Origin of the sequence: Pseudomonas sp. B35(2017), from assembly GCF_002113645.1 — a bacterium.
In the GTDB taxonomy this organism is placed as follows: domain Bacteria; phylum Pseudomonadota; class Gammaproteobacteria; order Pseudomonadales; family Pseudomonadaceae; genus Aquipseudomonas; species Aquipseudomonas ekonensis.
On record NZ_NEIZ01000003.1, the window covers coordinates 298,756 to 321,484 of the forward strand.

Consider the following 22,729-nt stretch of genomic DNA (forward strand, 5'->3'; position numbering starts at 1 on the left):
TCCCCCAAAGCGGCAAAAGGGCCGGAAAGGCCTGCGTTCGGAACGCAGACCGGAGGAAGACGGGACAGGCGAAAAAAACCTCACATGCGAATGCAAAATATTCTCATGTGAGGTGCCGTCAGCGGTTTTCCAGGCGGATGCGGCCGTCGGCCAGTGGCACGGCCTTCACCGGAATCAAGGCGGGCAGGGCGTTGACCAGGGCGTCCGGATCCTGGGTGTCGAGATGGCCGGAGACCTTGATCTGCCCCAGTCTGGCGTTGGCCAGCAGCACAGGGTGCGGGCGGTAGAGGTTCAGCTCGTCCACCAGGCTGGCGAGCTCGCGGTTGCGGAACGACAGATGCCCGGTGCGCCAGTCGGCCACCTGGCCGTCGGCCAGGGTCTGCTGGCGCACGGCGCCGTCGGCCAGATCGACCGCGGCTTGCTGCTGCGCACCGAGCAGCAGCGGCGCCCGGTTGGCCGGCGCGAAAGCCACCTGACCGTGGGCGACGCTCACCACTACTTGCGCATCGCTGCGCCGCACATCGAAGCCGGTGCCGACCACCCGCACGGTCGCGTCGCCGGCCTGCACCCACAGCGGCCGTTCCTTGTCCGGCGCCACGTCCACATAGAACTGGCCGCGGTCGAGGATGAGCCGGCGCTGCTGGCTGTCGAACTCGATGCGCAGCTGCGTGTTGGCGTTGACCGACAACGTGCTGCCGTCCGGCAGTTCGAGGGTGCGCCTGTCCTTGGACGGCGTGGCGATCTGTTGATGAAGCACCGTGTGGGACGTGCCCAACGGCAAGGCCTGCACGGCACAGAGCAACGCCGCCGCCGTCGCCAGCGCCGGACGCCATCGGCTGGCGGGCTTTCGCGGCGCCAGGGTTGCCGGGCGGTGCAGGGGGCGCACCCCTTCCAGGTCGGCCCACAGCGCTTCGAATGCCTGATAGGCCTTGGCGTGTTCGGGCTCGCGCAGCCACCACTCGAATGCCCGGCGCGTGGCGGGGCCCGGTTGCCGGCGGTTGCGCGTGAACCAAGCGGCGGCTTGCGCGTCGACGCTCTCGCCCGCCGGGCCGACGGTCAAATCGTGAGGGAAGTTCATTGAGGCTGCTCCGTGCCGTTGTCGTGATCCAGGCGTTGCTTGCAGTGCAACAGCGCACAGGCGATGTGTTTCTCCACCATGCTCAGCGAGATGCCCATGCGCTCGGCGATCTGCGCCTGGCTCAGGCCTTCGAAGCGGTGCAGCATCAGTGCCTCGCGCCGGCGCGGCGACAGTTCGCCCAACACCGCCTTGAGCTGTTCCAGGCGCTGCTGGCGTTGCGCGGCGGCCATCGGATCCTGGCGTTCGTCGGCCACAGGCTCCGGGTCGGCCTCGTGAGCGGGCTGGATGATATGTCGCACTTTCTGCCGCCGCCAGTGGTCGCGCAGCAGATTGCGCGCCATCTGGAACAGGAACGCCCGCGGCTGCTCGACCTGGGCCCGGTCGCGGTAGTCGAGCCACTGGGTGAAGACGTCCTGGGTCATGTCCGCCGCGTCGCTGGGGTTGTCCGTGCGTTTGTGCAGGTAATGCAGGATGTCCCTGTAGAACCGGCGAAATGAATCCACCGGCAGAGGATCGGGCGTTGGGCGGGACATGGATATCCTTCTCGACGGAACGGGGGCGCAGAAAGGCGCGAATGATATCGAGAACGATTGCTATTTGTCATGTTGGCAAACGACACCGGCCGTCCACTGGCTGAACCGCGCAAAGGGTCTTTACTGTCGGAAGTCCAATCGACGGGAGTAGGAACATGTCCGGATGGTACGAATTGAGCAAAAGCAGCAACGGTCAGTTCAGGTTCGTCCTGAAGGCCGCCAACGCCGAGACCATTTTGACCAGCGAGCTCTACACCACGCACGCGGCGGCCCAGGCCGGCATCGCGGCGGTGCAGGCGAACAGTCCGCTGGATGAGCGCTACGAGCGAAAATCGACGAAGGACGGCCACCCGTACTTCAACCTCAAGGCCGCCAATCACCAGGTCATCGGCAGCAGCGAGGCCTATTCCTCCAATGCCGCGTGCGACAAGGGCATCGCCAGCGTCAAGGCCAACGGGCCTTCGAAGACGGTCAAGGACAAGGCGCGGCCGGTTCTCTGAACCGCTGATGCGGGCTTGCCCGCGATGGCGGCCTTGAAGGTGCCGTCGCGAGCAGGCTCGCTCCTGCAGGAGCGGCGGGATCAGCGCAGGTGCTTGAGCAGCGCCTTGAGTTGCGTGCGTCCGGCCTCGCTCAGCGGGAACACCGGCAGGCGCGGATCACCGGCCTCCAGCCCGGTCTCGCGCAGGCCGGCCTTGATCGTCGCCGGCAGCCCGCCCTTGAGGATGAAGTCCAGCAGCGGCAACTGGCGGTAGAACAGCTCCCGCGCCTTGGCCAGGTCGCCCGCCAGGGTGGCGTCGTACAGGTCCAGGTTGAGCTGTGCGATCAGGTTCGGCGCCGCCGTGCACCAGCCTCGGGCCCCGGCGGCGAACGCTTCCAGGGCCAACGGGTTGCAGCCGTTGTAGAACGGCACCCGGCCTTCGCCGAGCAGTTGCAGCTTGTGCATGCGCTGGATATCGCCGGTGCTCTCCTTGACCATGGTCACGTTCTCCACGCCGTCGACGATGCGCAGGATCAGCTCCACCGACATGTCGGTGCCGCTGGTGGCCGGGTTGTTGTAGAGCATGATCGGCACGCCGATGCTGTCGCCGATGGCGCGGTAGTGGGCGAGGATCTCCGCTTCGCTGAGCTTCCAGTAGGAGGCCGGCAGCACCATCACCACGTCGGCGCCGTGGGCTTCGGCGAAGCGGGCGCGGCGGATGGCCTTGGCGGTGGTCAGGTCGGACACGCTGACGATGGTCGGCACCCGCTTGGCCACGTGGCGGAGGCTGAACTCGGCGACCTGGTCCCACTCGGCGTCGCTCAGGTAGGCGCCTTCGCCGGTGCTGCCCAGCGGGGCGATGGCGTGGACGCCGCTGTCGATCATCCGGTCGATGGAGCGGCCGAGGGCCGGCAGGTCGAGGCCTTCGCCGTGGGCGCCGAACGGGGTGACGGTGTAGCCGATGATGCCGTGAATGTCGGTCTTGGACATGGGGGTGACTCCGTGAAAAGGGGCTTCAGTTCAGGCAATCGGCGTGCTGGCGCAGATTCTGCCGGGCGTAGTAGTTGAAGGCGGCGGCATGGCGCTTGGGCTTGGACACCCAGTCATGGGCTTCGCGGCCCAGCGCCGGTATGATCGGCTTGACGGTGCCGGCCGCCATCGCCAGCAGTTGCAGTTTGGCGGCGCGCTCGATCAGTTGCGCGATCACGCAGGCTTCCTCGATGGTGGCGCCGGTGGACAACTGGCCGTGGTGCGACAGCAGGATCGCCCGCTTGTCGCCGAGGGCGCCGGCGATCAGCTCGCCTTCTTCGTTGCCCACCGGCACGCCCGGCCAGCCTTCGAGGAAGGCGCAGTCGTCGTACAGCGGGCACAGGTCCATGTGGGAAATCTCCAGCGGCACTTCCAGCATCGACAGGGCGGCGATGTGCGTCGGGTGCGTGTGGATGATGCAGTTCACGTCCGGCCGGGCGCGGTACACCCAACTGTGGAAACGGTTGGCCGGGTTGGCCATGCCGTGGCCTTCGAGCACTTCCAGGTCTTCGTTGACCAGCAGCAGGTTGCCTGCGGTGATCTCGTCGAAACCCAGGCCCAGTTGCTGGGTCCAGTAAGTGCCGGGCTGCGGCCCGCGGGCGGTGATCTGCCCGGCGAGGCCGGCGTCGTGGCCGTTCTCGAACAGGATGCGGCAGGTCAGGGCCAGCTTTTGCCGGTCTGTCCACGTATTATCCGCCAGGGTGTTCTGCATCTGCGTCAGCGCCTGCTTGACCAGCTGCTCTTTGGGTAGTGCTAATGTCTTGGCCATATCGGTGTCCTTCGGGTGGTTCAACGGACGTCGGGTTTGCTGTCGCTCCGCTGCTCGCAAGGTCGTGGGTGACTGCAAATGACACTAAAGAGGCTATATGACACTTTGTGTCATTGGCAAGGAATAATCGTCGCTTCCTTGATGGATTAATCGCTTCGCATGTCTATCCGTTTGAAATTATTGAGAAAAAAACTTGGCGTGACGTTGGAGGCCTTGGCCGAGAAGTCCGGCATGACCAAGAGTTATCTGTCGAAGGTCGAGCGCGGGCTCAACACGCCGTCGATCGCCGCCGCGCTGAAACTGGCCAAGGCGCTGAACGTGAAGGTCGAGGAACTGTTCTCCGAGGACAACGTCAGCCTCGACAGCTACAGCCTGGTGCGCAGCCACGAGCGCCAGTCGCTGGCCGCCAACGACCACAGCCACGGCTACGCGGTGCTGGCCCATCAGGTGAGCGAGCGCAGCCTGCTGCCGTTCATCATCTACCCGCCCGCCGAGTTCACCGACAAAACCTTCAAGGAACACTTGGGCGAGGAATTCCTGTTCGTCCACGAAGGCCGGGTGGAAGTGGATTTCATGACCGAACGGGTGCTGCTGGAGAAGGGCGACGCGCTGCACTTCAACGCGCAGAAGCCGCACCGGATCCGCTCGGTGGGCGAGGAGCAGGCGCAGTTGCTGGTGGTGGTGCACAGCGCCGAAGAGTGACCGGCCGGTTTGGCTGACGCCTGCATGGGCAGGCGTGCAGCACCGGTCTCCTGTGGGAGCTAGCCTGCCAGCGATGGCGTCCGATGGTCCGCCGCTAAACCTCGACCGGCACCGACAGCTTCGGATTCCCCAACGCATGGCTCTTGGCGTCGAAGAAGCGCAGTTCGGTCGCGGTTCCCTCGAACAGCCTGGCGTAATGGCGCTTCTGGTGCTGGATGAACGCGCTGCTGCGCGGGTAGACCGAGATCGCCAGAACCTTGGGCTGGGCCAGGCGCAGGGCGCGGACGATGTGCGCGTCCTGCTCGCCCAGGGCATGGCCGAACAGGCACAGGTTGTCGCTGTGCCGCTGCAACTGGTCCAGGCAGAACGACAGGTAGTCCGAACTGCGGATGGTCTTGAGCTTGTCCGCCACCGGCCCTTCGTTGACGATCAGCGGCACATCGTCGAGGGTCTTGATCGTGTTGTTGATCGCGAACTGGCCCAGCAGCGTGCCTTCGGTCGAGGCCAGCCGGCGCGCCGTGCCGTCCTGGTTGCGCACCAGGTGCAGGCCGCCGTGCAGGTACAGCAGGCGTGGCTTGTGCGTGGCGTTCGCGCACAGGTCGAACCCGGCGTCGGGGCCGTTGAACAGGTCGTCGACGGCCTCGCCGCCGTGCTGGACCGCCCAGTGGCCGAGCAGGTCGTAGTTGGTGGTGAACACCGTGCGGTAGCGGGCCAGTTCCTCGCCCAGCGCCGCCAGGGTCGAGGCCTCGACCAGGCGCCAGGGGATGTGCACCGCGTGCACCGTGTTGATCAGCGCTTCCTTGATCGCGTAGTAGCGGTTGCGCGGCGCCGCCGAGCTGACCGCCAGGGCCTTGTTCACCCGGCTGGTGGTCTTCAGCGCGCCCAGCACCTGCTCGAAGCTGCGCGTCTGCAGGGCGTCGAAGACCGCCAGCTCGGATGCACCCAGCGGTTTCTCTTCCACCGTGCGGGCGTTCTCGAACAGCGAGTCGTAGCCGAAGTCGTCCCACACCGCGCGGCTGGCGCCGTTGCCCGTGAGCAGGCCGCCGAAGGCCACAGTGTCGCGCAGGGCGTTCCAGTCTTCGAGGCGGTCGTCGACATCCAGAAAATCGGTCATTGCAGGGCAGGTCTCAAACAAAGGGGCAGATGGGCGGCGACTTTATCACGAGCGGGCATTGAGCCAGATCAACAACGGCCGTGACCGTTCGGTCGATCCTGTGCGCATCCGCCGGATCGGAGCAACCGGTTCGCCCCCTGTCAGGAGACCCGTTCATGAGCAGCACGTTCTTCATTCCCGCCGTCAACATCATGGGCAGCGGCTGCCTGGACGACGCCATGGGCGCGATCCGCAACTACGGCCTGCGCAAGGCGCTGATCGTCACCGACGCCGGCCTGGCCAAGGCCGGCGTAGCGCAGATGATCGCCGAGAAACTGGCGATGCAGGACATCGATTCGGTGACCTTCGACGGCGCCAAGCCCAACCCGAGCATTGCCAACGTCGAGGCGGGGCTGGAGGTGCTCAAGGCCGGCCGCTGCGATTTCGTGGTGTCCCTGGGCGGCGGCTCGCCCCACGACTGCGCCAAGGGCATCGCCCTGTGCGCGACCAACGGCGGGCACATCAGCGACTACGAAGGCGTCGACCGCTCCGCCAAGCCGCAGCTGCCGCTGATCGCGATCAACACCACCGCCGGCACCGCCAGCGAGATGACCCGCTTCTGCATCATCACCGACGAATCGCGCCACGTGAAAATGGCCATCGTCGACCGCAACGTCACACCGCTGCTGTCGGTCAACGACCCGGCGCTGATGGTGGCGATGCCCAAGGGCCTGACCGCCGCCACCGGCATGGACGCGCTGACCCACGCCATCGAAGCCTATGTGTCCACCGCCGCCAACCCGATCACCGACGCCTGCGCGCTCAAGGCCATGACCCTGATCAGCAACAACCTGCGCCTGGCGGTGCGCGACGGCAGCGACCTGGCGGCGCGGGAGAACATGGCCTACGCGCAGTTCCTGGCCGGCATGGCGTTCAATAATGCGTCGCTGGGCTACGTACACGCGATGGCGCACCAGTTGGGCGGCTTCTACGATTTGCCCCACGGCGTCTGCAACGCCGTGCTGCTGCCCCATGTGCAGACGTTCAACGCGCTGGTGTGCGCCGACCGCCTCACCGACGTGGCTCACGCCATGGGCGCGGACATCCGCGGCTTCAGCCCGGAGGAGGGCGCTCAAGCGGCCATCGCCGCGATCCGCTGCCTGGCCAAGGACGTCGAGATCCCCGGCGGCCTGCGCGACCTGGGCGCCAAATGCACCGACATCCCGGTGCTCGCCGCCAACGCCCTGAAAGACGCCTGCGGCTTCACCAATCCGCGGGCGGCGGATCAGCGGCAGATCGAGGAGATTTTCCGCAACGCATTCTGAGGCGGGCACGGCGCGGGCGAACGGCGTTATGCTGCGGACTCGCCCGCGCCGTCACCGCCGAGTCTTGCATGCTGCAAAAGAGCCTGATCCGCCGCCTCGACCTGATCACCCTGCACCTGTTCGTCGCTGTCCACGAAGAGGGCACCCTGACCCGCGCCGCCGCCCGCGAGGCGATCGCCGTGTCGGCGGCGAGCAAGCGTCTGATGGAGCTGGAAGAGGCGCTGGGCATCAGCCTGTTCGTGCGCCAGGCCAAGGGCATGACCCTGACGCCGGCCGGCGAGACCTTGCTGCACCACGCCCGGCAGATGCTGTTCAACGTCGAGAAGATGGGCCTGGAGCTGGGCGAGCACAGCCATGGCGTGCGCGGCTATGTGCGGATGCTCGCCAACCTGTCGGCGATCATCCAGTTCCTGCCCGAAGACCTGCGCGACTTCTCCGGATCGCACCCGCAGATCAAGACCGACCTGGAGGAGAGGCCCAGCGCGGGCGTGATCCAGGGAGTGCTCGACGGCGTCGCGGACCTGGGCATCTGTTCCTGCGACAGCGACATCAAGGGGCTGCAGAGCGTGCTGTACCGCCGCGACCGCCTGGTGGTGGTGACGCTGCCTGAACATCCGCTGACCGCCCGCGAATCCGTCGCGTTCGCCGACACCCTGGACAACGATTACGTCGGCCTGCACGCCGCCAGCTCGATCAACATGCGCACCCACGCCGCTGCGCGCCAGGCTGGCAAAGTGCTGCGCATCCGCATTCATGTGCCGGGGTTCGACGCGGTGTGCCGGATGGTGCAGGCCAACATGGGCATCGGCATCCTGCCGCAGCGCGCCTACGAACTGTTCGGCCGGGCGTTGGGGCTGCGGGCTGTGCCGTTGAGCGATGAGTGGTCGGACCGGGCGCTGATCCTCGTGGCGCGGGACGAGGCGGCGCTGTCGCCGGTGAGCCGGATGCTGTTCGAGCATCTGCGCGGGCAGGGCTGAGGTTTCCATCCGGGCAAGCCGATGCAGCGGGCAATACCGCGGGAACTCGCCTGCTGGCGATGACGGGCAGAGCTGTACCGTCGTTCCCACATTCACCGAGCGTTCGCATTTGGCGAACGCCCCTTGCCGAGTGAAGGTTGGATTCATCCTTCGGCATTCCTCTAGCCTTGGCCGCAATTCCAAGAACAAGAGGTAACCCGCGATGACCGCCCCCTTGAGTGCAATCAAAGTGATCGAGATCGGCACGCTGATCGCTGCGCCGTTTGCCGCGCGGATGCTCGCCGAGTTCGGCGCCGAGGTGATCAAGATCGAAGCCATGGGGCAGGGCGATCCGCTGCGCAAATGGCGCAAGCTGCACGAAGGCACGTCGCTGTGGTGGTACCTGCAATCGCGCAACAAGAAATCCCTGGCGCTGAACCTCAAGTCCACCGAGGGCATCGACCTGGTCAAGCGGTTGGCGCAGGACGCCGACGTGATCATCGAAAACCTGCGCCCCGGCGCCCTGGAGAAACTCGGGCTGGGCTGGGACGTGCTCCAGGCGCTGAACCCCAATCTCACCCTCGTGCGCATCTCCGGCTACGGCCAGACCGGCCCCTACCGTGACCGCCCGGGCTTCGGCGCCATCGGCGAGGCCATGGGCGGCATTCGCTATACCACCGGCAGCCCCGGTTCGCCGCCGGCGCGGGTCGGGGTCAGCCTGGGCGATTCGCTGGCTTCGCTGCACGCGGTGATCGGCGCGCTGATGTCGCTGCTGCGGGTCAAGACCGGGCAGGGCGGCGGTCAGGTCGTCGATGTGTCGTTGGCCGAGAGCGTATTCAACGTGATGGAAAGCCTGGTGCCGGAGTACGACATGCTCGGCCATGTCCGCGAACGCAGCGGCGGCGCCTTGCCGGGCATCGCACCGTCCAACACCTACCTCACCGGCGACGGCGCCTATGTGGTGATCGCCGGCAACAGCGACCCGATCTACCGGCGCCTGATGCAGGTGATCGGCCGTGCGGACCTGGCCGATGCCCCCGAGTTCGCCCACAACGACGGGCGGGCGGCGAAAAGCGGCGTGCTGGACGCGGCCATCACCCATTGGACCAGCAGTTTGCCGATCGACGATGTGCTGAGCGTGCTGGAGGCCGCCGAAGTGCCCGCCGGACGCATCTATTCGGTGGCCGACATCGTCGCCGACCCGCATTACCGGGCGCGGGACATGCTGCTCGACGCCGAACTGCCCGGCGGCGCTACGGTGAAGATGCCGGGCATCGTGCCCAAGCTCTCGCAGACCCCCGGCGCGGTGAACTGGTCCGGCCCGGCGCTCGGTCAGCACACTGACGCCATCCTCGCCGGGCTCGGCCTGGCGCCATCGGACATCGAACGCCTCAAAGCCCAGAAGGTGGTGCAATGATCACGGACTTTTCGCAACGCCTCATCGTCCAGGAAGTCTCGCCCCGGGACGGGCTGCAGATCGAGCCGACCTGGGTCGAGACCCAAGACAAGATCGCGCTGATCGATCAACTGTCCCTGGCCGGCTTCAGCCGCATCGAGGCCGGCTCCTTCGTCTCGCCCAACGCCGTTCCGGCCCTGCGCGACGGCGAGCAGGTGTTCAAGGGCATCCTTCGCCGGCCCGGCGTGACCTACGTTGCGCTGATTCCCAACCTCAAAGGCGCACAGCGTGCCCTGGCGGCCGGGGCGGACGAGCTGAACCTGGTGATGTCCGCCAGCCAGACCCACAACCTGGCGAACATGCGCATGAGCTGCGAAGCCTCGCTGGCGGCGTTCGCCGAGACCGTGGCGTTCGCCAGCGGCTCTGGTACGGGCCTCAACGGCAGCATCGCCACCGCGTTCGGTTGCCCGTTCGAAGGCCGGACAGACGAGGACCGGGTGCTGCGGATCGTCGACGCCTATCAGGAACTCGGCATCCGCGGCATCACCCTGGCCGACACCACCGGCATGGCCAACCCCCGGCAGGTGGACGGCTTGGTGCGGCGGGTGCTGCAGCGGGTGCCGGCGGCCGACCTCACCTTGCATTTCCACAACACCCGCGGCCTGGGCCTGTGCAACGTGCTGGCGGCCTACGAGGCCGGGGCCCGGCGCTTCGATGCGGCGCTCGGCGGGCTGGGCGGCTGTCCGTTCGCGCCGGGCGCGTCGGGCAACATCTGCACCGAGGACCTGGTGAACCTCTGCGACGAGGTCGGCATTGCGACGGGCATCGACTTGCCGCTGCTGCTGAAACTGTCCCGAGGTTTGCCGGCGCTGCTGGGCCACGACATTCCCGGCCAACTGGCCAAGGCCGGGCGCAATTGCGACCTGCATCCGGTTCCCTCGTGACAGGCGCCTTGCCCTGTGTGAGCGACCCCGACTGACGCTTTCGCCAGCAGGCCGGCTCCCACAGGTTCTGCGTCCGCCCCCGGCACGGTCGGAGCCAGCCTGCTGGCGATGACGTCAGACCGGGCGCCGCAGAAGCGGGCCAAGACAGTGGCCCCTCCGTTTCAAAAAGCATTTCAACCGCCAGACAACAAAAACAATCGGACGCCCCCGGCAGTCCGCCTGGAGAATACTTATGAGCCTCAACGTCATGGAGGCGGGCGCGAGCCCGTCCGTCAATCACGATGCCGAAAAAGCCCTGGTCAGCAAGGTCGCCTGGCGCCTGATGCCGCTGATCATGGTCTGTTACCTGTTCGCCTTTTTCGACCGCATCAACATCAGCTTCGCCAAGTTCCAGCTGCAGGCCGACCTGAGCCTGAGCGACACCGCCTACGGGTTTGGCGCCGGGCTGTTCGTGGTCGGTTACGTGCTGTTCGAAGTGCCGAGCAACATGATGCTGTACAAGGTCGGCGCACGGCGCTGGATCGCCCGGATCATGATGTCCTGGGGCATTGCCACCGCGTTGATGGTGTTCGTCACCAGCGAATGGCAGTTCTACGCGCTGCGGTTTCTCATCGGTGCGATGGAGGCCGGTTTCGCCCCCGGCGTGCTGTATTACCTGACGCTGTGGTTCCCGCAGCATTTTCGCGGGCGCATCACCTCGATGCTGTTCCTGGCCTCGGCGTTCGCCGGGCTGGTGGGCGCGCCGTTTTCCGGCCTGGTGCTGGAGCACCTCGACGGCGTGCTGCAGATGCGCGGCTGGCACTGGCTGTTCCTGCTCGGTGGCGTGCCGTGCGTGGGCCTCGGCTTCCTGGTGCTGACGTTGCTCAAGGACCGCATCGAGGACGCGCCCTGGCTGACGGCGGACGAAAAGAGCCTGCTCGCCAGCCGCATCGCCCAGCATGAACCACACAAGAGCGGCGGGTCGTTGCTGGCGGCGCTGAAGATCCCGGGTTTCCTGACACTGGGCCTGATCTACTTCCTGATCCAGGTCGCGTCCTACGGCCTGAACTTCTGGGCGCCGCAACTGATCCGCAGCGCCGGCACCGAAAGCCCGGTGATGATCGGCCTGCTGACTGCGGTTCCCTACATCTGCGGGGCCATCAGCATGGTGGTGATCGGCCGGCTGTCGGACGCCACCGGCGAGCGGCGCAAGTTCGTCGCCGGGCTGGTGACCGTCGGCGCCATCGGGTTCTTCAGCGCGGGGATCTTCGCCAGCCATACCACGTTCCTGATCGTCGCCCTGGGCCTGCTCGGCGCCGGCATCATCGCCTCCATCCCGAGCTTCTGGACGTTGCCGCCCAAGTTGCTGGCAGGTGCCGGCGCCGGGGCGGCGGGCGGCATCGCGGTGATCAACACGCTGGGGCAGTTCGGCGGCATCGTCAGCCCGGTGATGGTCGGACGGATCAGGGACCTGACCGGCAGCACCACCCCGGCGCTGTATGTCATCGGTGTGGCGGCACTGATCGCGGCGGCATTGCTGCTGTGGGGGTTGCCGCAGAAGCTGCGCACGCTCGATAAGGGTTGAGTCGGTGCCGTTGCCGCTGGATGGCGGCAACGGCGATGCTCACTTCGGTTGCAGCACTTCAAACGTGCGGACAAGGGCCCAGTCGGAAACATTATTGCCCTCGCGTTGTTTGGCCGAAATCGTCCCGAGGCGCATCGTTGAGGCTTTTCGCCGGAGCGGCGCTGAACTGCATCAGCGCCACGCCGGCGATCAGCAGCAGGGCGGCCACCGCTCGTGCCGGCGTCACCTGCCGTTGGACGAGACCAAACAGCCCGAAGTGATCGAGCATCATCGACGAAACCACCTGCCCGGCCAGCGCCAGGGCCACGAAACCCGAGGCGCCGAGCCTGGGCAGCAGCACCACCGCCAGCCCGACGAAACACACCCCGAACGCCCCGCCGGTCCACATCCACAGCGGCGGCATTCCCGTCTGCGTCAGCGACGGCAGCGGCAGGCGCAGCGCGACGATCACCGGCAACAACACCAGCACGCTCACCACCAGCGACACCATCGTCGCCCACAGCGGGTGCCCCAGGCCCCGCGCCAGGTTGAAGTTCAACGCACTCTGAAACGGCACCACGGCGCCGGCGAGCGCCGCCAACAGCAACAGTCCAGCCCACTGCAAGGTTCCCATGGGTCTTTCTCCGGCAAGGTTTCGCTGGACTGTAGGGTATTCGTCGCGCAGATTTAAATTCCGTTTTGCTATTCGGAGCATGCATCGAATGAATGATCTGCGCCGCGTCGACCTCAACCTGCTGGTGATCCTCGACGCCTTGCTCATCGAGTGCCACGTGACCCGTGCCGCCGAGCGCCTGCACCTGAGCCAGCCGGCGGTCAGCCATGCGCTGGCCCGTCTGCGCGACCTGCTCGGCGATCCGCTGCTGGTGCGGGCCGGCGCCGGCCTGGCGCCCACGGCCAGGGCCCTGGAACTGGCGGCGCCGCTGGCCGAGACCCTGGCGCAGGTGCAGGCGCTGCTGGCGCCGAATGCGTTCGACCCGGCCAGCGCCCGGCGCACCTTCCGTGTCGCCATGTCCGACTACGGCGCGGCGATCATCCTGCCGGACCTGATCCGCACCCTGCGCCACGAAGCGCCGGGCATCGACCTGCAGATCTGCCACGCCAGCCGCGAAGGCATGCTCGAAGGCGTGCTCAACGGTGATATCGACGTAGCCGCCGGCGTCTTCCCCGACCTGCCCGGCGAACTGCGCTGCACGCCGTTGTTCGAAGAGCGCTACGCCTGCCTGCTCGACCGCCGAAGCCTGCCCGCCGACGGCGTGCTCGACCTGCCGACCTACCTGTCCCGTCCCCACGTCCTGCTGGAAATGCGCGGCAGCGGCACCCCGGAAATCGAACGCACCCTGACGGCCCTGCGCGAACGCCGCCGCGTCGCCGTCAGCCTGCCGCACTGGAGCGTCGCCCCGCAGTTGATCGCCGGCACCGACCTGATCCTGACTGTGGCTTCACGGGCGCTGGGCGGGATCGACCGCACATCGCTGGCCGTCGTGCCGCCGCCGTTCGAGATCGCGCCGTTCACCTTTGTGCTGGCGTGGCATGGGCGGCGGGGTGGGGATCAGGCGTTGAACTGGTTGAATCGGCGGATCGGGGAGGGGATAGTGCGCGGCTGATATTCATCAAGGAGCGGGACGTGACAGTGAAGTTGGGTTGGATCGGCTGCGTGGCGCTTAGCGGTGGGCTGATGGCAGGGACAGTGTTCGCGGACTGCGCGCCTGAACCGGTAACGGGATCGCTGGACTTTTCCGTTTGCAAGGTGTGGCCGGCCTACCCCGGTCTGACACTCTCTGCCGTTTCAACGTTTGAGCCGGATCCGGTGTACGGCAAAAACGATCGGGTCGGAAGCTATGATTTGAGCTTGGCCGTGCTGTCGACCGGTCGTTCTGAGCCGATTGCCACTTACCGCCAACCCACTGCGTTCATGTCTGACGCCTTTGCGTTGAGTGCCGTTGATCTCGATACCGCCAGGTACAGGCTTACCCCTGAACTTCGGGCGTTTGGTGTCAGGGCCAACTTCAAGGGCTCCTCCCGCGTCAATCCGATGGAAGAAACCTGGTTGACCCTGTATGTAAAGGAGGGTGACAAGTTGCGCCCGGTGCTGGATCGTCTCGTCGTCTCCGACTTCGGCGGTGAGTGGGACGGCAACTGTGCAGGTGAGCGTGCGGGTACGGTTCGCACCCTTGAAATCGGTCAGACCCGTTCTCACGGTTACGCCGACCTAATCGTGAAATCGGTCACCACAGGGCTTGTCGGTGAGGGCGAGCCGCAGACGTGCGAGTTGAAAACCACGACGGGCAAACCCGTCCTCACCACGCTTCGGTACGACGGGAAGTCCTATGTGCTGCCCGCAGGTTTCAAAGGCGTCTGACGGATGCCTGATACACGACTTTTTCAAGGAAGACCCATGCTGACTCCAACCCGACTTTTCATCGCCCTCGGCCTTTTGGCCATCACCGCCCAAGCCCAGGCCGCCTGCGAAACCAAACCCTTCAACGGCCACTCCCTGTCCCGCTGCAAGATCTGGCCGGCGTTCGCGAATCAGGCGATTTCCGCCAAGTCCTCGTTCGTGCCGGATGCGGACGGCAGCCAGGACGGCGTGTTCGACCTGGAACTGTCGGTCGTCAACGCCTCCAGCCTCAAGCCGTTGGTCACCTACGTCAAACCCGGCGCCTTCAACTCCGATGCCATCAGTTTCGACGACCTCAAGATCGATACCGCCCGTTACCGCTTGGCGACGGATGTGCGGGCGTTCGGGCTGCGTTCCAGTTTCGGCCACAGCTCCCGGGCCAACCCCTACGAGAAAACCGATCTGGCGCTGTATGTCCGCGAGGGCGACAAGCTGCGGCCGGTGCTTGAGGGGCTGGTGGTCTACAAGAACAGCGGCGAGTGGATGGCCAATTGCGAAGGCGAGGGCAAGACGCTGCGCCGCACCCTTGAGGTCGGGCCGCAGACCCACCACGGGTTCTCCGACCTGATCGTGACCACCAAAGGCACGCAACTGAAGACCGTCAAGTCGGGCCAGGCGTGCGTGTCCAGCACCACGGAACTGGGCGCCACCCAAATCACCCTGAGCTACGACGGCCGGCAGTACACCGTCCCCGAAGACCTGCGAGGTTACTGAACCGATGCTCACCGGGCTCAATCATCTGACCCTTGCGGTCACCGACCTTGAGCGCAGCCTGGCGTTCTACCGTGATGTGCTGGGCCTGCGCGCCGAAGCCACCTGGGACGCCGGGGCCTACCTGTCGCTGCCGGGCCTGTGGTTGTGCCTGTCGCTGGATCCTGAGCGCAATCCCGAGCCCGCCGCCGACTACACCCATTACGCCTTCGGCCTCGACGAGGCCGATTTCCTGCCGTTCGTGCAAAGGCTCCGTGCCGCGAACGTGCGGGAATGGCGGGACAACCGCAGCGAAGGTGCGTCGTTCTACTTTCTCGACCCGGACGGCCACAAGCTCGAAGCCCATGTCGGCGACCTGGCTTCGCGGTTGGCCGCATGTCGGCAAAAGCCCTACGCGGGCATGCGTTTTTTCAACGAACCGTGAATATTCGCCGAACGCTGGGATAGACTGGCGGCCACGTTTTCCGGCGCTTGCAGGTTTTTCCATGACTTCATCGTTGCTGATGGCCGTGCTGGCCTCGGGGTTCATCTACGGCATCACGCCTGGGCCTGGCGTGCTCGCGGTGTTCGGCATCGGTGCGGCGCGCGGGCGGCGGGCCGGGGCAGGGTTTCTGTGCGGGCACCTGCTGGGCGATGTGGTGTGGTGCAGCACCGCGCTGATCGCCATCGTCGGCGCCCGGGAAATCGGCAGCACGGCGTTCGACGTGCTCGGCGTGCTCAGCGGCCTGTACCTGTTCTGGCTCGGCTGGCGTGCGGTGCGGGCCCGGCGCAGCAACGGCGATCAGCCCCAGGGCGCGGCGCGCCAGCCGTTCTGGCACGGCATCCTGTTCGGCCTGACCAACCCCAAGGCCTACCCGGTGGCGGTGGCGACCTTCACCGCGCTGCTGTCGAGCCGCGCCGAGCTGCTCAACTGGTCGATGCTGCCGATGCTCATCGCCTTGAGTTTCCTGGGCGGCCTGCTGGCCTACGCTATCCTCATCGGCATCGTCGGCGCCCGTCAGGTGCGCACGCTGTATCAACGCCATGAGCTGGCGATCACCCGGCTGTGCGGGGTGATGTTCATCGGCTTCGCCGTCAACGCGCTGGTGCATGCGTTGCCGGGGCTGATGCCGAACAAGGCTTGAAACCGAACGCAAGGATGCGCAGTAGCCAGGTCAGGGACGGTTGATCAGTGCTGTATTGTCCGGACACCTACGCCGAACCATGGAAAGCCGAAACTCCGCGCCGCTGGCGAGCTACATCGATCTGTTGCTGGACGCCGTCTGCGCGGTGGATAAACAGGGCCGTTTCGTTTTTGTCAGCGCCGCCTGCGAGCAGATCCTGGGCTATCTGCCAGACGAACTGATCGGCCAGGCGATGATCGACTTCGTCCACCCGGCCGACCGCGAGCGCACCTTGGCGGCGGCCCGGGAGATCATGGGCGGCGAGCCCAAGCACAACTTCGAGAACCGCTACGTGCGCAAGGACGGCAGCGTGGTGCACATCCTGTGGTCGGCGCGCTGGTCGGAGGTCGACCAACTGCGCATCGCCGTGGCGCGGGACATCACCGAGCGCAAGCAGGCCGAGTCCCGGCAGGCGGCGCTCTATGCGATCTCCGAAGCGGCCCACGCGGCCGAAGATTTGCTGGCGCTGTTCAAGCGCATTCACCTGATCATCGGCGAGTGGCTGCCGGCGCTGAATTTTTCCGTGGCGCTGTATGACGAGCACTGCGCGCAGCTGAACTTTCCCTATCACGTCGTCGACGATGAACGTCAACCGGAGCAGCCCGGCACCGTGACCGGGCGCCTGTGCGCAGAGGTGATCCGCACCGGGCAGCCGATTCTGTTGACGCCCGACAGCGCCGACACGCCTGCGGGGTTCGAGGAACTGGTGGCCGGGCAACATGGCCCGTGCTGGCTGGGCGTGCCGCTGAACTCGAAGAACGGCACCATCGGCGCGCTGATCGTCAAGAGCTTACCCGGCGGCGAGCGCTACACCGAGCGGGACAAGGAACTGCTGCAATACGTCTGCGCGCAGATCGCCACGGCCATCGAGCGCCAGCAACTGCACGCCCGCCTGCGGCACATGGCGCAGTACGATCAGCTCACCCAACTGCCCAACCGAGAATTGCTGCGCGAGCGGCTCAAGGCCGCCCTGGCCTGTGCCCGGGAGCAGTCGGGGTACATGGCGCTGTTGTATGTCGATCTGGATCGCTTCAAACAGGTCAACGACTCGCTGGGCCATGCCGTCGGCGACATGCTCCTGCAGACCGTGGCCAACCGGCTCAAGGGCTGCGTGCGCGAGACCGACACGGTGGCGCGGATCGGCGGCGACGAGTTCATCGTGCTGCTGCACAGCGTCCACGCCGCCGACGATGCCGACGGCGTGGCGGAAAAGATCCGACACGTGCTGGTGCAACCCATGCGCCTGGACGGCCACAACCTGCACATCCAGCCGAGCATCGGCGTCGCCCGCTATCCCGAACACGGCAGCGAAGAACAGCAACTGTTCCGCCACGCCGACCAGGCCATGTACGCCGCCAAACGCTTGAACCACCGCGCCCTGGACAGTTGAACCGTGCTCGCCGTTCGTCGCGGCGCCGGCAACTTTTCTAAACCTTTGGCGGTCAGGAAATTCTCAACCTAGGCGGGCACCTGCTCGCCACGATCAACGCCAAGAGGTAGAGAATCATGCCTAATTCAAGAAACTCGAACTCGGGAAACTTCGCCAACGACCGGACCAAGGCGTCCGAGGCCGGCCGCAAAGGTGGGAAAACCACCACCACGACCGTCGACAAGGATCCGGGCAAGGCCGAAATGGGCCGCAAGCCTGCGCAGAAGTCGAAGTAGCCGTTTGATTGAGAGGCGGGGGCGCAAGCTCCCGCTTGAATGCTTCAGAGAAGGAGGGCGCGACCATGAGCCGCAAGGCCAGCCGAGTCCGCGACATCAGTTTCTTCACCCTGCTGGCGCTGGGCGCCGGCAGCGCGTTCGCCCAGTCGCCCGCCGACTTCATCAACGATGCCTCGGCCAAGGGCATGGCCGACATCGAAGCCAGCCGCGTGGCGCACCAGAAGTCCGAATCCAAAGAGGTCAAGGACTACACCATCGTGGTCATCAACGACCGCACCACCGCCAACCAACACCTGGCGAAGATCGCCAAGAAACTCGACTTGCCGGTGGCGTCCCACGACGACATGGCCGACAAGGCCAAGACGCTGATGCCCGAAGCCCTGGAGGGCGAGACCTTCGACCAGGCCTACGCCGCCAGTCAGGTCAAGGCGACCGAAGAGGCCATCCGGCAGATCGAGCAGGAAGCGCAGACCACTGACGTGCCTGAGATCAAGGCCTTCGCCGCCGAGACCCTGCCCAAACTGCAGAACCACCTGGAAATGGCCAGGGCCCTGCAGGCCAGCCGCTGACGGCCACCACGCAATCCCCACGCAATCCCACTGTGGCGAGGGAGCTTGCTCCCGCGGGCCTGCGCAGCAGGCCCAAACAGTCCAGACGCCAGCTCCCTGTGGCGAGGGAGCTCGCTCTCGTTGGCCTGCGCAGCAGGCCCCTCCTTCACTCGCGCAGCAAACACCGCCACCTCAACAATCGTTCAGATCCTGCTTCGGCTTGCTCTTGTCCCCCAACCCCTCCAGGTTGAACACCTCGTTCTCACCCAGCGACCGGTAATGCTTGCGCAACGCCTCCAACTGCTTCAGGTCCAGCGACTCCAGCCCGAGCATCGCGTTCTGCGCCTCCTTGGTGACCCGCAGCAACTCGTCCAGCTTCAGGTGCAGGATGTCTGTGTCGCGGTTCTGGGTGTTTTGGATCAGGAACACCATCAGGAACGTGATGATGGTGGTCGAGGTGTTGATGATCAGTTGCCAGGTGTCGTTGTAACCGAACAACGGCCCGCTCAACCCCCACAGCCCGATCAGGATCAACGCGCCCATGAACGTCTTGGGGCTGCCCGCCCACAGGGCGAGGGTCTGGGAAATCTTGGCGAATTTCATGGCGGTGATCCTATCGCGGGGGGATTGAAATTCAGACATCGGTGGTGAGATGAAAATTCTCTTGGGCCGCGTCTGTGCCCGCCCGGAAGGATTTCTGTATCGGCTGACAAACGCCGTTTGTGGAGGACACTTTCCTTGTGTCGGTTCGCGGCTAGGCTCAAGGGGTAGTCAATTTGCCAGTACGCAAATGCACGGATAGAAACCTAGCTAGGGGACACACATGGAATTCTTCGAAAAATTAGTCAGCCTTGCCGCAAAGGTTCGGTTGCAAAGCGCAGCCATCCAGACAGAGGAGGCTACGAAAAACGCGTTTGTCATGCCCTTCATCAGCACCGTGCTGGGCTACGACGTGTTCGATCCGACAGAAGTGATGCCAGAGTTTGTCTGCGACATTGGTACGAAGAAGGGAGAGAAAATCGACTACGCCATCATGAAAGAAGGTGAGGTTCAGATTCTCATCGAATGCAAGAAAATAGGAGAGCCACTGCATATCAATCATGCTTCCCAATTGTTTCGATATTTTCATGTCACCAGTGCCCGTATTTCCATTCTTACCAATGGTCAGATCTACAAGTTCTTCACGGATCTTGATGCACCCAACAAGATGGATGAGAAGCCATTCCTCGAGTTGGATTTGCTGGATATCGATGAGTATTCGGTTCCGGAACTGATCAAGCTTACCAAGTCTGCTTTCGACGTCGACTCGATCATCAATGCAGCCGGTGAACTGAAGTATGTCAGTCAGATCAAGAAGGTTATTGCTTCACAAGTCAGTCAGCCGGATGACGATTTTGTAAAAGTTTTCGCATCCCGTGTTTACGATGGTGTGATTACACAAAAAGTGCGGGATCAGTTCTTCGAACTGACGAAAAAGGCAGTGGGGCAGTTTCTCAACGATTAAATCAACGATCGACTCAAATCTGCCATGAGCGGTGCTCTTCAACCGACATTGGCATCCATCCCGACGGCATCAAACGGCGCGGATCCTGCTGAACCTAGGGAGGATTCGGATGACAAAATTCTGACCACATTAGAGGAACTGGAGGGGTACCACATTGTTCGTGCGGTCGTACGTTCAGTCGTCGATGCCAAACGTATTGTCCAGCGTGATACTCAGAGTTATTTCGGGATCCTGTTGGACGACAACAACCGTAAGCCGATCTGTCGCCTGCATTTCAATCGTTCACAGAAATACATTGGGATCTTTGACGAAGAGAAAAATGAAACACGTCACCCCATAAACTCGGTGGACGATATTTACGAGTATTCGGATCATCTCAAAAAAACGGTGGGCTACTACAAGTGATTCAGTTCACAAGAAGACCGGCCTACATGGCCGGTTCTTTGTGGGAGTCAATCAGCTGGATATCACCCTGTGGTCGATTGCTGGCGTTCAATGCGGCGAGAGCAGGCTGGCATTCCCCGGACACGGATTGCAACGTGTCGCTCTGGAGCTGAGCGCAAGGGAGGCGGTATCGTAGCGAACCGCTGCAATGCCCACCGACAGGAGTACGCAATGAGTTGGTCCGCCAAGCAATACGTCGCTTTTGAAGATGAACGCACCCGTCCGGCCCGTGACCTGCTGGCGGCGATCCCCACGCCGGAGGCGCGCACGGTGGTCGACATCGGTTGCGGCCCCGGCAATTCCACCGAGCTGCTGGTGCCGCGCTTCCCGGGGGCGCAGGTGCGCGGGCTGGACAGTTCGCCGGACATGATCGAGGCCGCGCGCAAGCGCCTGCCGCAGTTGCGGTTCGATGTGTCGGACATCGATGCGTGGGCCGATGAGGGCCCGTTCGATGTGATCTTCGCCAACGCGGTGTTGCAGTGGGTGCCCGACCACGCGACGCTGCTGCCGGCGCTGGCGGGCAAGCTTGCGCCCGGCGGCAGTCTGGCGATCCAGATGCCGGACAACCTCAACGAACCCTCCCACCGGCTGATGCGCGAAGTCGCCGCCAACGGGCCGTGGGCCGGCAAACTGGCGGGCGCCGCCGGGCAGCGCACCGAAATGGCGGATGCCAGCGGTTACTTCTCGATGCTGCGGCCGCACTGTTCACGGGTCGATGTGTGGCGTACCACCTATCATCATCCGTTGCCGGGCGGGGCGGCGGGGGTGGTGGAGTGGTTCAAGGGCAGCGGCCTGATTCCGTTCCTCAACCCCCTCACGGAAGCGGAGCGGGCGCAGTACCTGGAGCAGTATCTGGCGGCTGTGGCCCAGGCCTATCCGGCATTGCCTGACGGCTCCGTGCTGCTGCCGTTCCCGCGGCTGTTCATCGTCGCGACGCGCTGAGCAAGCGGTGGTGGGCGGCCTCGGGCGCCGGGCGGGAGCTCTCTGCAGGCGATGGTTTGATCCGGGATGTTTAATCCCTGTTCATGATTTGCTGAACCTTCCCACATGGTTTTCAGGTTGTCCGTCGGAAGTCGGCTCTTTAGCCTGAGTGGGTCGCTGACGAATCAGCGGCCGGGATTGGAACCCCGAACAACACTGAAAGCAAACGCACCTTTCATGACGTATGCTGCGCACCTTGATGGTGTGCGCTCCGCTATGGCGGCTGTGCGCGGGAGACTTCGAGTCTGCCGGGTTTTGCTCAGTGGCCCGGGTTCCAACCTGCGTACAGCTGCCACCCTTCGCGTGGAACCGAAGGCGGCAGCTCTGACCATCACGCTGAGTAAAAAATCATGAAAAAACCAACACCGAACCCGCCCGAAATCCCCACCGATCCAACTTCCCCCTACACCTCGATCGACTCGCGAAAACTTCACGAAGCCGCAGAACGCGCGCTCGACCATTACCTGAATCCGGCCGCCGGGATCATGGCCACGTCCCTTGACGCCGAACCCATGTACCTCCCCAACCCCGTCTACGACACCGAATCCCTGCTGGCCAACGCTAGCGAGAACCTCGGCTCGGCCTCGGAAATGCTCAACAACTTCGCCGCCGTGCTGGACGCCGGCCACCGCCGGACCGCGCTGGGCATCGCGCAACTGGTGGCGCTGGGGGAAGCGGCGGTGAACCAGGCGTTGGATAACGTCGAACCGAAGGGGTGACGGCCCGTTGGGCAGGCACAAAAAAACCGGTCATCGCGACCGGTTTTTCTCTTTCAGTTGCCGCTCTGCTGCAGCACCTTCAGCGCCGCCGACGCCAGAAACCCCGAGCGGCTCTTCTCCTCGGGATGATGCAGCACGTACTCATCGATCCGGTTGAGCAGATACCCCGGCAGCGTGATGTTGAGTTTCTGGGCCTTGCCCAGGTACTTGGTCACATCGATGTCCACGACCGCCCAGGTGCAGCCCGCGTACTTGGGATTGGCGGCGTGCAGCGTGACCTTGTTGGCCGGCGGGATGGGCGAACCGTCCTCCGCCAGAATTTCGAAATGGCCTTCAATGGCTTCACGGGCCATGGCCATCGCATCGTCCAGGTCGTCGCCGGCGGAGAAGCACCCCGGAATGTCCGGCACTTCCACGCCCCAAGCCTGTTCGTCATCGCCCACCGAAATCGCGATCGGGTAAAGCATGTTCGTTGTCCTCCATGGCGACTGGCCTTGCGGGTCAAAGCAGCGCCTGTTGCAGAATGCTGATGGCCGTCTTCTTGAGCAGATCCTTCTTCGGATGCGGCACCGTCACCAGCCCGGGTTTGGTCGGGTGCTTGAAGTGATGATGGCTGCCGCGGACCCGCACCAGATACCAACCGTCCGCGACGAGTTGGCCGATTAGAAAACGGCTGTTCACAACACCTCCTTGTGGTGTGCTTGGTGGGTACTATACCTACGGGTTTTT

The 22,729-nt window shown here is 64.5% G+C and carries 26 protein-coding genes and 1 pseudogene; 18 read left to right on the forward strand and 9 right to left on the reverse strand.

The annotated features are described in order from the left end of the window. Positions 1-118: 118 nt before the first annotated feature. Both CAG41_RS07975 and CAG41_RS07980 read right to left on the reverse strand, forming a co-directional pair. Entirely contained in the window at positions 119-1,078 is a 960-nt protein-coding gene (locus CAG41_RS07975) for a FecR domain-containing protein (protein WP_085706833.1), read from the reverse strand. Further along, positions 1,075-1,611 (reverse strand): RNA polymerase sigma factor, encoded by a 537-nt coding sequence (locus CAG41_RS07980; RefSeq protein WP_085585237.1) that lies wholly within the window; start codon positions 1,609-1,611, stop codon positions 1,075-1,077. Before CAG41_RS07980 ends, CAG41_RS07975 begins: the two co-directional genes overlap by 4 nt. Positions 1,612-1,766: 155 nt before the next feature. On the opposite strand from CAG41_RS07980, the gene CAG41_RS07985 reads away from it, so the two are divergent. After that, entirely contained in the window at positions 1,767-2,111 is a 345-nt protein-coding gene (locus CAG41_RS07985) for a YegP family protein (protein WP_085706834.1), read from the forward strand. Positions 2,112-2,191: 80 nt separating this feature from the next. Here CAG41_RS07985 and CAG41_RS07990 read toward each other — a convergent pair whose 3' ends face one another. Together CAG41_RS07990 and CAG41_RS07995 are read right to left on the reverse strand one after the other, a co-directional pair. After that, complete coding sequence (locus CAG41_RS07990; RefSeq protein WP_085585233.1) at positions 2,192-3,079, reverse strand: dihydrodipicolinate synthase family protein; 888 nt, start codon at positions 3,077-3,079, stop codon at positions 2,192-2,194. A gap of 25 nt (positions 3,080-3,104) precedes the next feature. Further along, positions 3,105-3,887 (reverse strand): aldolase, encoded by a 783-nt coding sequence (locus CAG41_RS07995; protein WP_085585231.1) that lies wholly within the window; start codon positions 3,885-3,887, stop codon positions 3,105-3,107. A 159-nt stretch (positions 3,888-4,046) separates the two neighbouring features. Between CAG41_RS07995 and CAG41_RS08000 the strand changes: the two genes are divergently transcribed. Beyond that, positions 4,047-4,589: a helix-turn-helix domain-containing protein gene (locus tag CAG41_RS08000; RefSeq protein WP_085585229.1), complete on the forward strand. Its 543-nt coding sequence runs from the start codon at positions 4,047-4,049 to the stop codon at positions 4,587-4,589. A 94-nt stretch (positions 4,590-4,683) separates the two neighbouring features. On the opposite strand, the gene CAG41_RS08005 is transcribed toward CAG41_RS08000, so the two are convergent. Beyond that, a complete protein-coding gene (locus CAG41_RS08005; RefSeq protein ID WP_085585227.1) occupies positions 4,684-5,703 on the reverse strand; it encodes a DUF4917 family protein in 1,020 nt (339 codons plus the stop codon). 155 nt (positions 5,704-5,858) lie between these two features. Here CAG41_RS08005 and yiaY point away from each other — a divergent pair, with 155 nt between their 5' ends. From yiaY to CAG41_RS08030, 5 genes are all read left to right on the forward strand, one after another. Then, positions 5,859-7,007 (forward strand): L-threonine dehydrogenase, encoded by a 1,149-nt coding sequence (gene yiaY, locus CAG41_RS08010; protein ID WP_085706835.1) that lies wholly within the window; start codon positions 5,859-5,861, stop codon positions 7,005-7,007. 68 nt (positions 7,008-7,075) lie between these two features. After that, positions 7,076-7,984 carry a LysR family transcriptional regulator gene (locus CAG41_RS08015; protein WP_085585223.1) on the forward strand — a complete coding sequence of 303 codons (909 nt, stop codon included), beginning with the start codon at positions 7,076-7,078 and terminating at the stop codon, positions 7,982-7,984. Positions 7,985-8,186: 202 nt separating this feature from the next. Further along, positions 8,187-9,380 carry a CaiB/BaiF CoA-transferase family protein gene (locus CAG41_RS08020; RefSeq protein ID WP_085585221.1) on the forward strand — a complete coding sequence of 398 codons (1,194 nt, stop codon included), beginning with the start codon at positions 8,187-8,189 and terminating at the stop codon, positions 9,378-9,380. After that, positions 9,377-10,303, forward strand: coding sequence for a hydroxymethylglutaryl-CoA lyase (locus CAG41_RS08025; RefSeq protein ID WP_085632222.1), 927 nt, complete (start codon positions 9,377-9,379; stop codon positions 10,301-10,303). Before CAG41_RS08020 ends, CAG41_RS08025 begins: the two co-directional genes overlap by 4 nt. A gap of 232 nt (positions 10,304-10,535) precedes the next feature. Further along, positions 10,536-11,867: an MFS transporter gene (locus CAG41_RS08030; protein ID WP_085585217.1), complete on the forward strand. Its 1,332-nt coding sequence runs from the start codon at positions 10,536-10,538 to the stop codon at positions 11,865-11,867. A 91-nt stretch (positions 11,868-11,958) separates the two neighbouring features. On the opposite strand, the gene CAG41_RS08035 is transcribed toward CAG41_RS08030, so the two are convergent. Then, positions 11,959-12,480, reverse strand: a complete 522-nt coding sequence (locus CAG41_RS08035) for a DMT family transporter (RefSeq protein WP_085637267.1) — start codon at positions 12,478-12,480, stop codon at positions 11,959-11,961. Between the two features lie 79 nt (positions 12,481-12,559). Here CAG41_RS08035 and CAG41_RS08040 point away from each other — a divergent pair, with 79 nt between their 5' ends. The 8 genes from CAG41_RS08040 to CAG41_RS08075 all read left to right on the forward strand — a co-directional run bounded on the left by CAG41_RS08040 (position 12,560) and on the right by CAG41_RS08075 (position 18,373). Continuing rightward, on the forward strand, positions 12,560-13,471 hold the full coding sequence (locus CAG41_RS08040; protein ID WP_170929957.1) for a LysR family transcriptional regulator: 912 nt from the start codon (positions 12,560-12,562) through the stop codon (positions 13,469-13,471). 20 nt (positions 13,472-13,491) lie between these two features. Then, a complete protein-coding gene (locus tag CAG41_RS08045) occupies positions 13,492-14,226 on the forward strand; it encodes a hypothetical protein (RefSeq protein WP_085706836.1) in 735 nt (244 codons plus the stop codon). A gap of 36 nt (positions 14,227-14,262) precedes the next feature. Then, the gene (locus tag CAG41_RS08050; RefSeq protein WP_085637261.1) at positions 14,263-14,979 is read left to right on the forward strand and encodes a hypothetical protein; all 717 of its coding nucleotides are present in this window, start codon (positions 14,263-14,265) and stop codon (positions 14,977-14,979) included. A gap of 4 nt (positions 14,980-14,983) precedes the next feature. After that, positions 14,984-15,400, forward strand: a complete 417-nt coding sequence (fos, locus tag CAG41_RS08055; protein WP_085585207.1) for a fosfomycin resistance glutathione transferase — start codon at positions 14,984-14,986, stop codon at positions 15,398-15,400. A gap of 61 nt (positions 15,401-15,461) precedes the next feature. Next, positions 15,462-16,100, forward strand: coding sequence for a LysE family translocator (locus CAG41_RS08060; RefSeq protein WP_085585204.1), 639 nt, complete (start codon positions 15,462-15,464; stop codon positions 16,098-16,100). A gap of 79 nt (positions 16,101-16,179) precedes the next feature. Next, a complete protein-coding gene (locus CAG41_RS08065; RefSeq protein ID WP_085585202.1) occupies positions 16,180-17,529 on the forward strand; it encodes a bifunctional diguanylate cyclase/phosphodiesterase in 1,350 nt (449 codons plus the stop codon). A 116-nt stretch (positions 17,530-17,645) separates the two neighbouring features. Further along, entirely contained in the window at positions 17,646-17,804 is a 159-nt protein-coding gene (locus CAG41_RS08070) for a KGG domain-containing protein (protein ID WP_085585200.1), read from the forward strand. Positions 17,805-17,869: 65 nt separating this feature from the next. Next, positions 17,870-18,373, forward strand: a complete 504-nt coding sequence (locus tag CAG41_RS08075; RefSeq protein WP_085585198.1) for a DUF4142 domain-containing protein — start codon at positions 17,870-17,872, stop codon at positions 18,371-18,373. Positions 18,374-18,544: 171 nt separating this feature from the next. Here CAG41_RS08075 and CAG41_RS08080 read toward each other — a convergent pair whose 3' ends face one another. Beyond that, positions 18,545-18,955, reverse strand: coding sequence for a low affinity iron permease family protein (locus CAG41_RS08080; RefSeq protein ID WP_085585196.1), 411 nt, complete (start codon positions 18,953-18,955; stop codon positions 18,545-18,547). 220 nt (positions 18,956-19,175) lie between these two features. Between CAG41_RS08080 and CAG41_RS08085 the strand changes: the two are divergent. The 3 genes and pseudogenes from CAG41_RS08085 (at position 19,176) to CAG41_RS08095 (ending at position 22,000) form a co-directional block, all read left to right on the forward strand. Continuing rightward, positions 19,176-20,261 (forward strand): annotated as a pseudogene (locus CAG41_RS08085) (type I restriction endonuclease). Positions 20,262-20,471: 210 nt separating this feature from the next. Further along, positions 20,472-21,242 (forward strand): trans-aconitate 2-methyltransferase, encoded by a 771-nt coding sequence (gene tam, locus CAG41_RS08090; RefSeq protein ID WP_085585192.1) that lies wholly within the window; start codon positions 20,472-20,474, stop codon positions 21,240-21,242. A 389-nt stretch (positions 21,243-21,631) separates the two neighbouring features. After that, a complete protein-coding gene (locus tag CAG41_RS08095; protein WP_085585190.1) occupies positions 21,632-22,000 on the forward strand; it encodes a DUF6124 family protein in 369 nt (122 codons plus the stop codon). 53 nt (positions 22,001-22,053) lie between these two features. Here the strand turns inward: CAG41_RS08095 and CAG41_RS08100 are convergent, their stop codons facing one another. Further along, on the reverse strand, positions 22,054-22,467 hold the full coding sequence (locus tag CAG41_RS08100) for a type II toxin-antitoxin system HicB family antitoxin (RefSeq protein ID WP_085585188.1): 414 nt from the start codon (positions 22,465-22,467) through the stop codon (positions 22,054-22,056). A gap of 34 nt (positions 22,468-22,501) precedes the next feature. Further along, positions 22,502-22,681 (reverse strand): type II toxin-antitoxin system HicA family toxin, encoded by a 180-nt coding sequence (locus CAG41_RS08105; protein WP_007957952.1) that lies wholly within the window; start codon positions 22,679-22,681, stop codon positions 22,502-22,504. Positions 22,682-22,729: the final 48 nt, after the last annotated feature.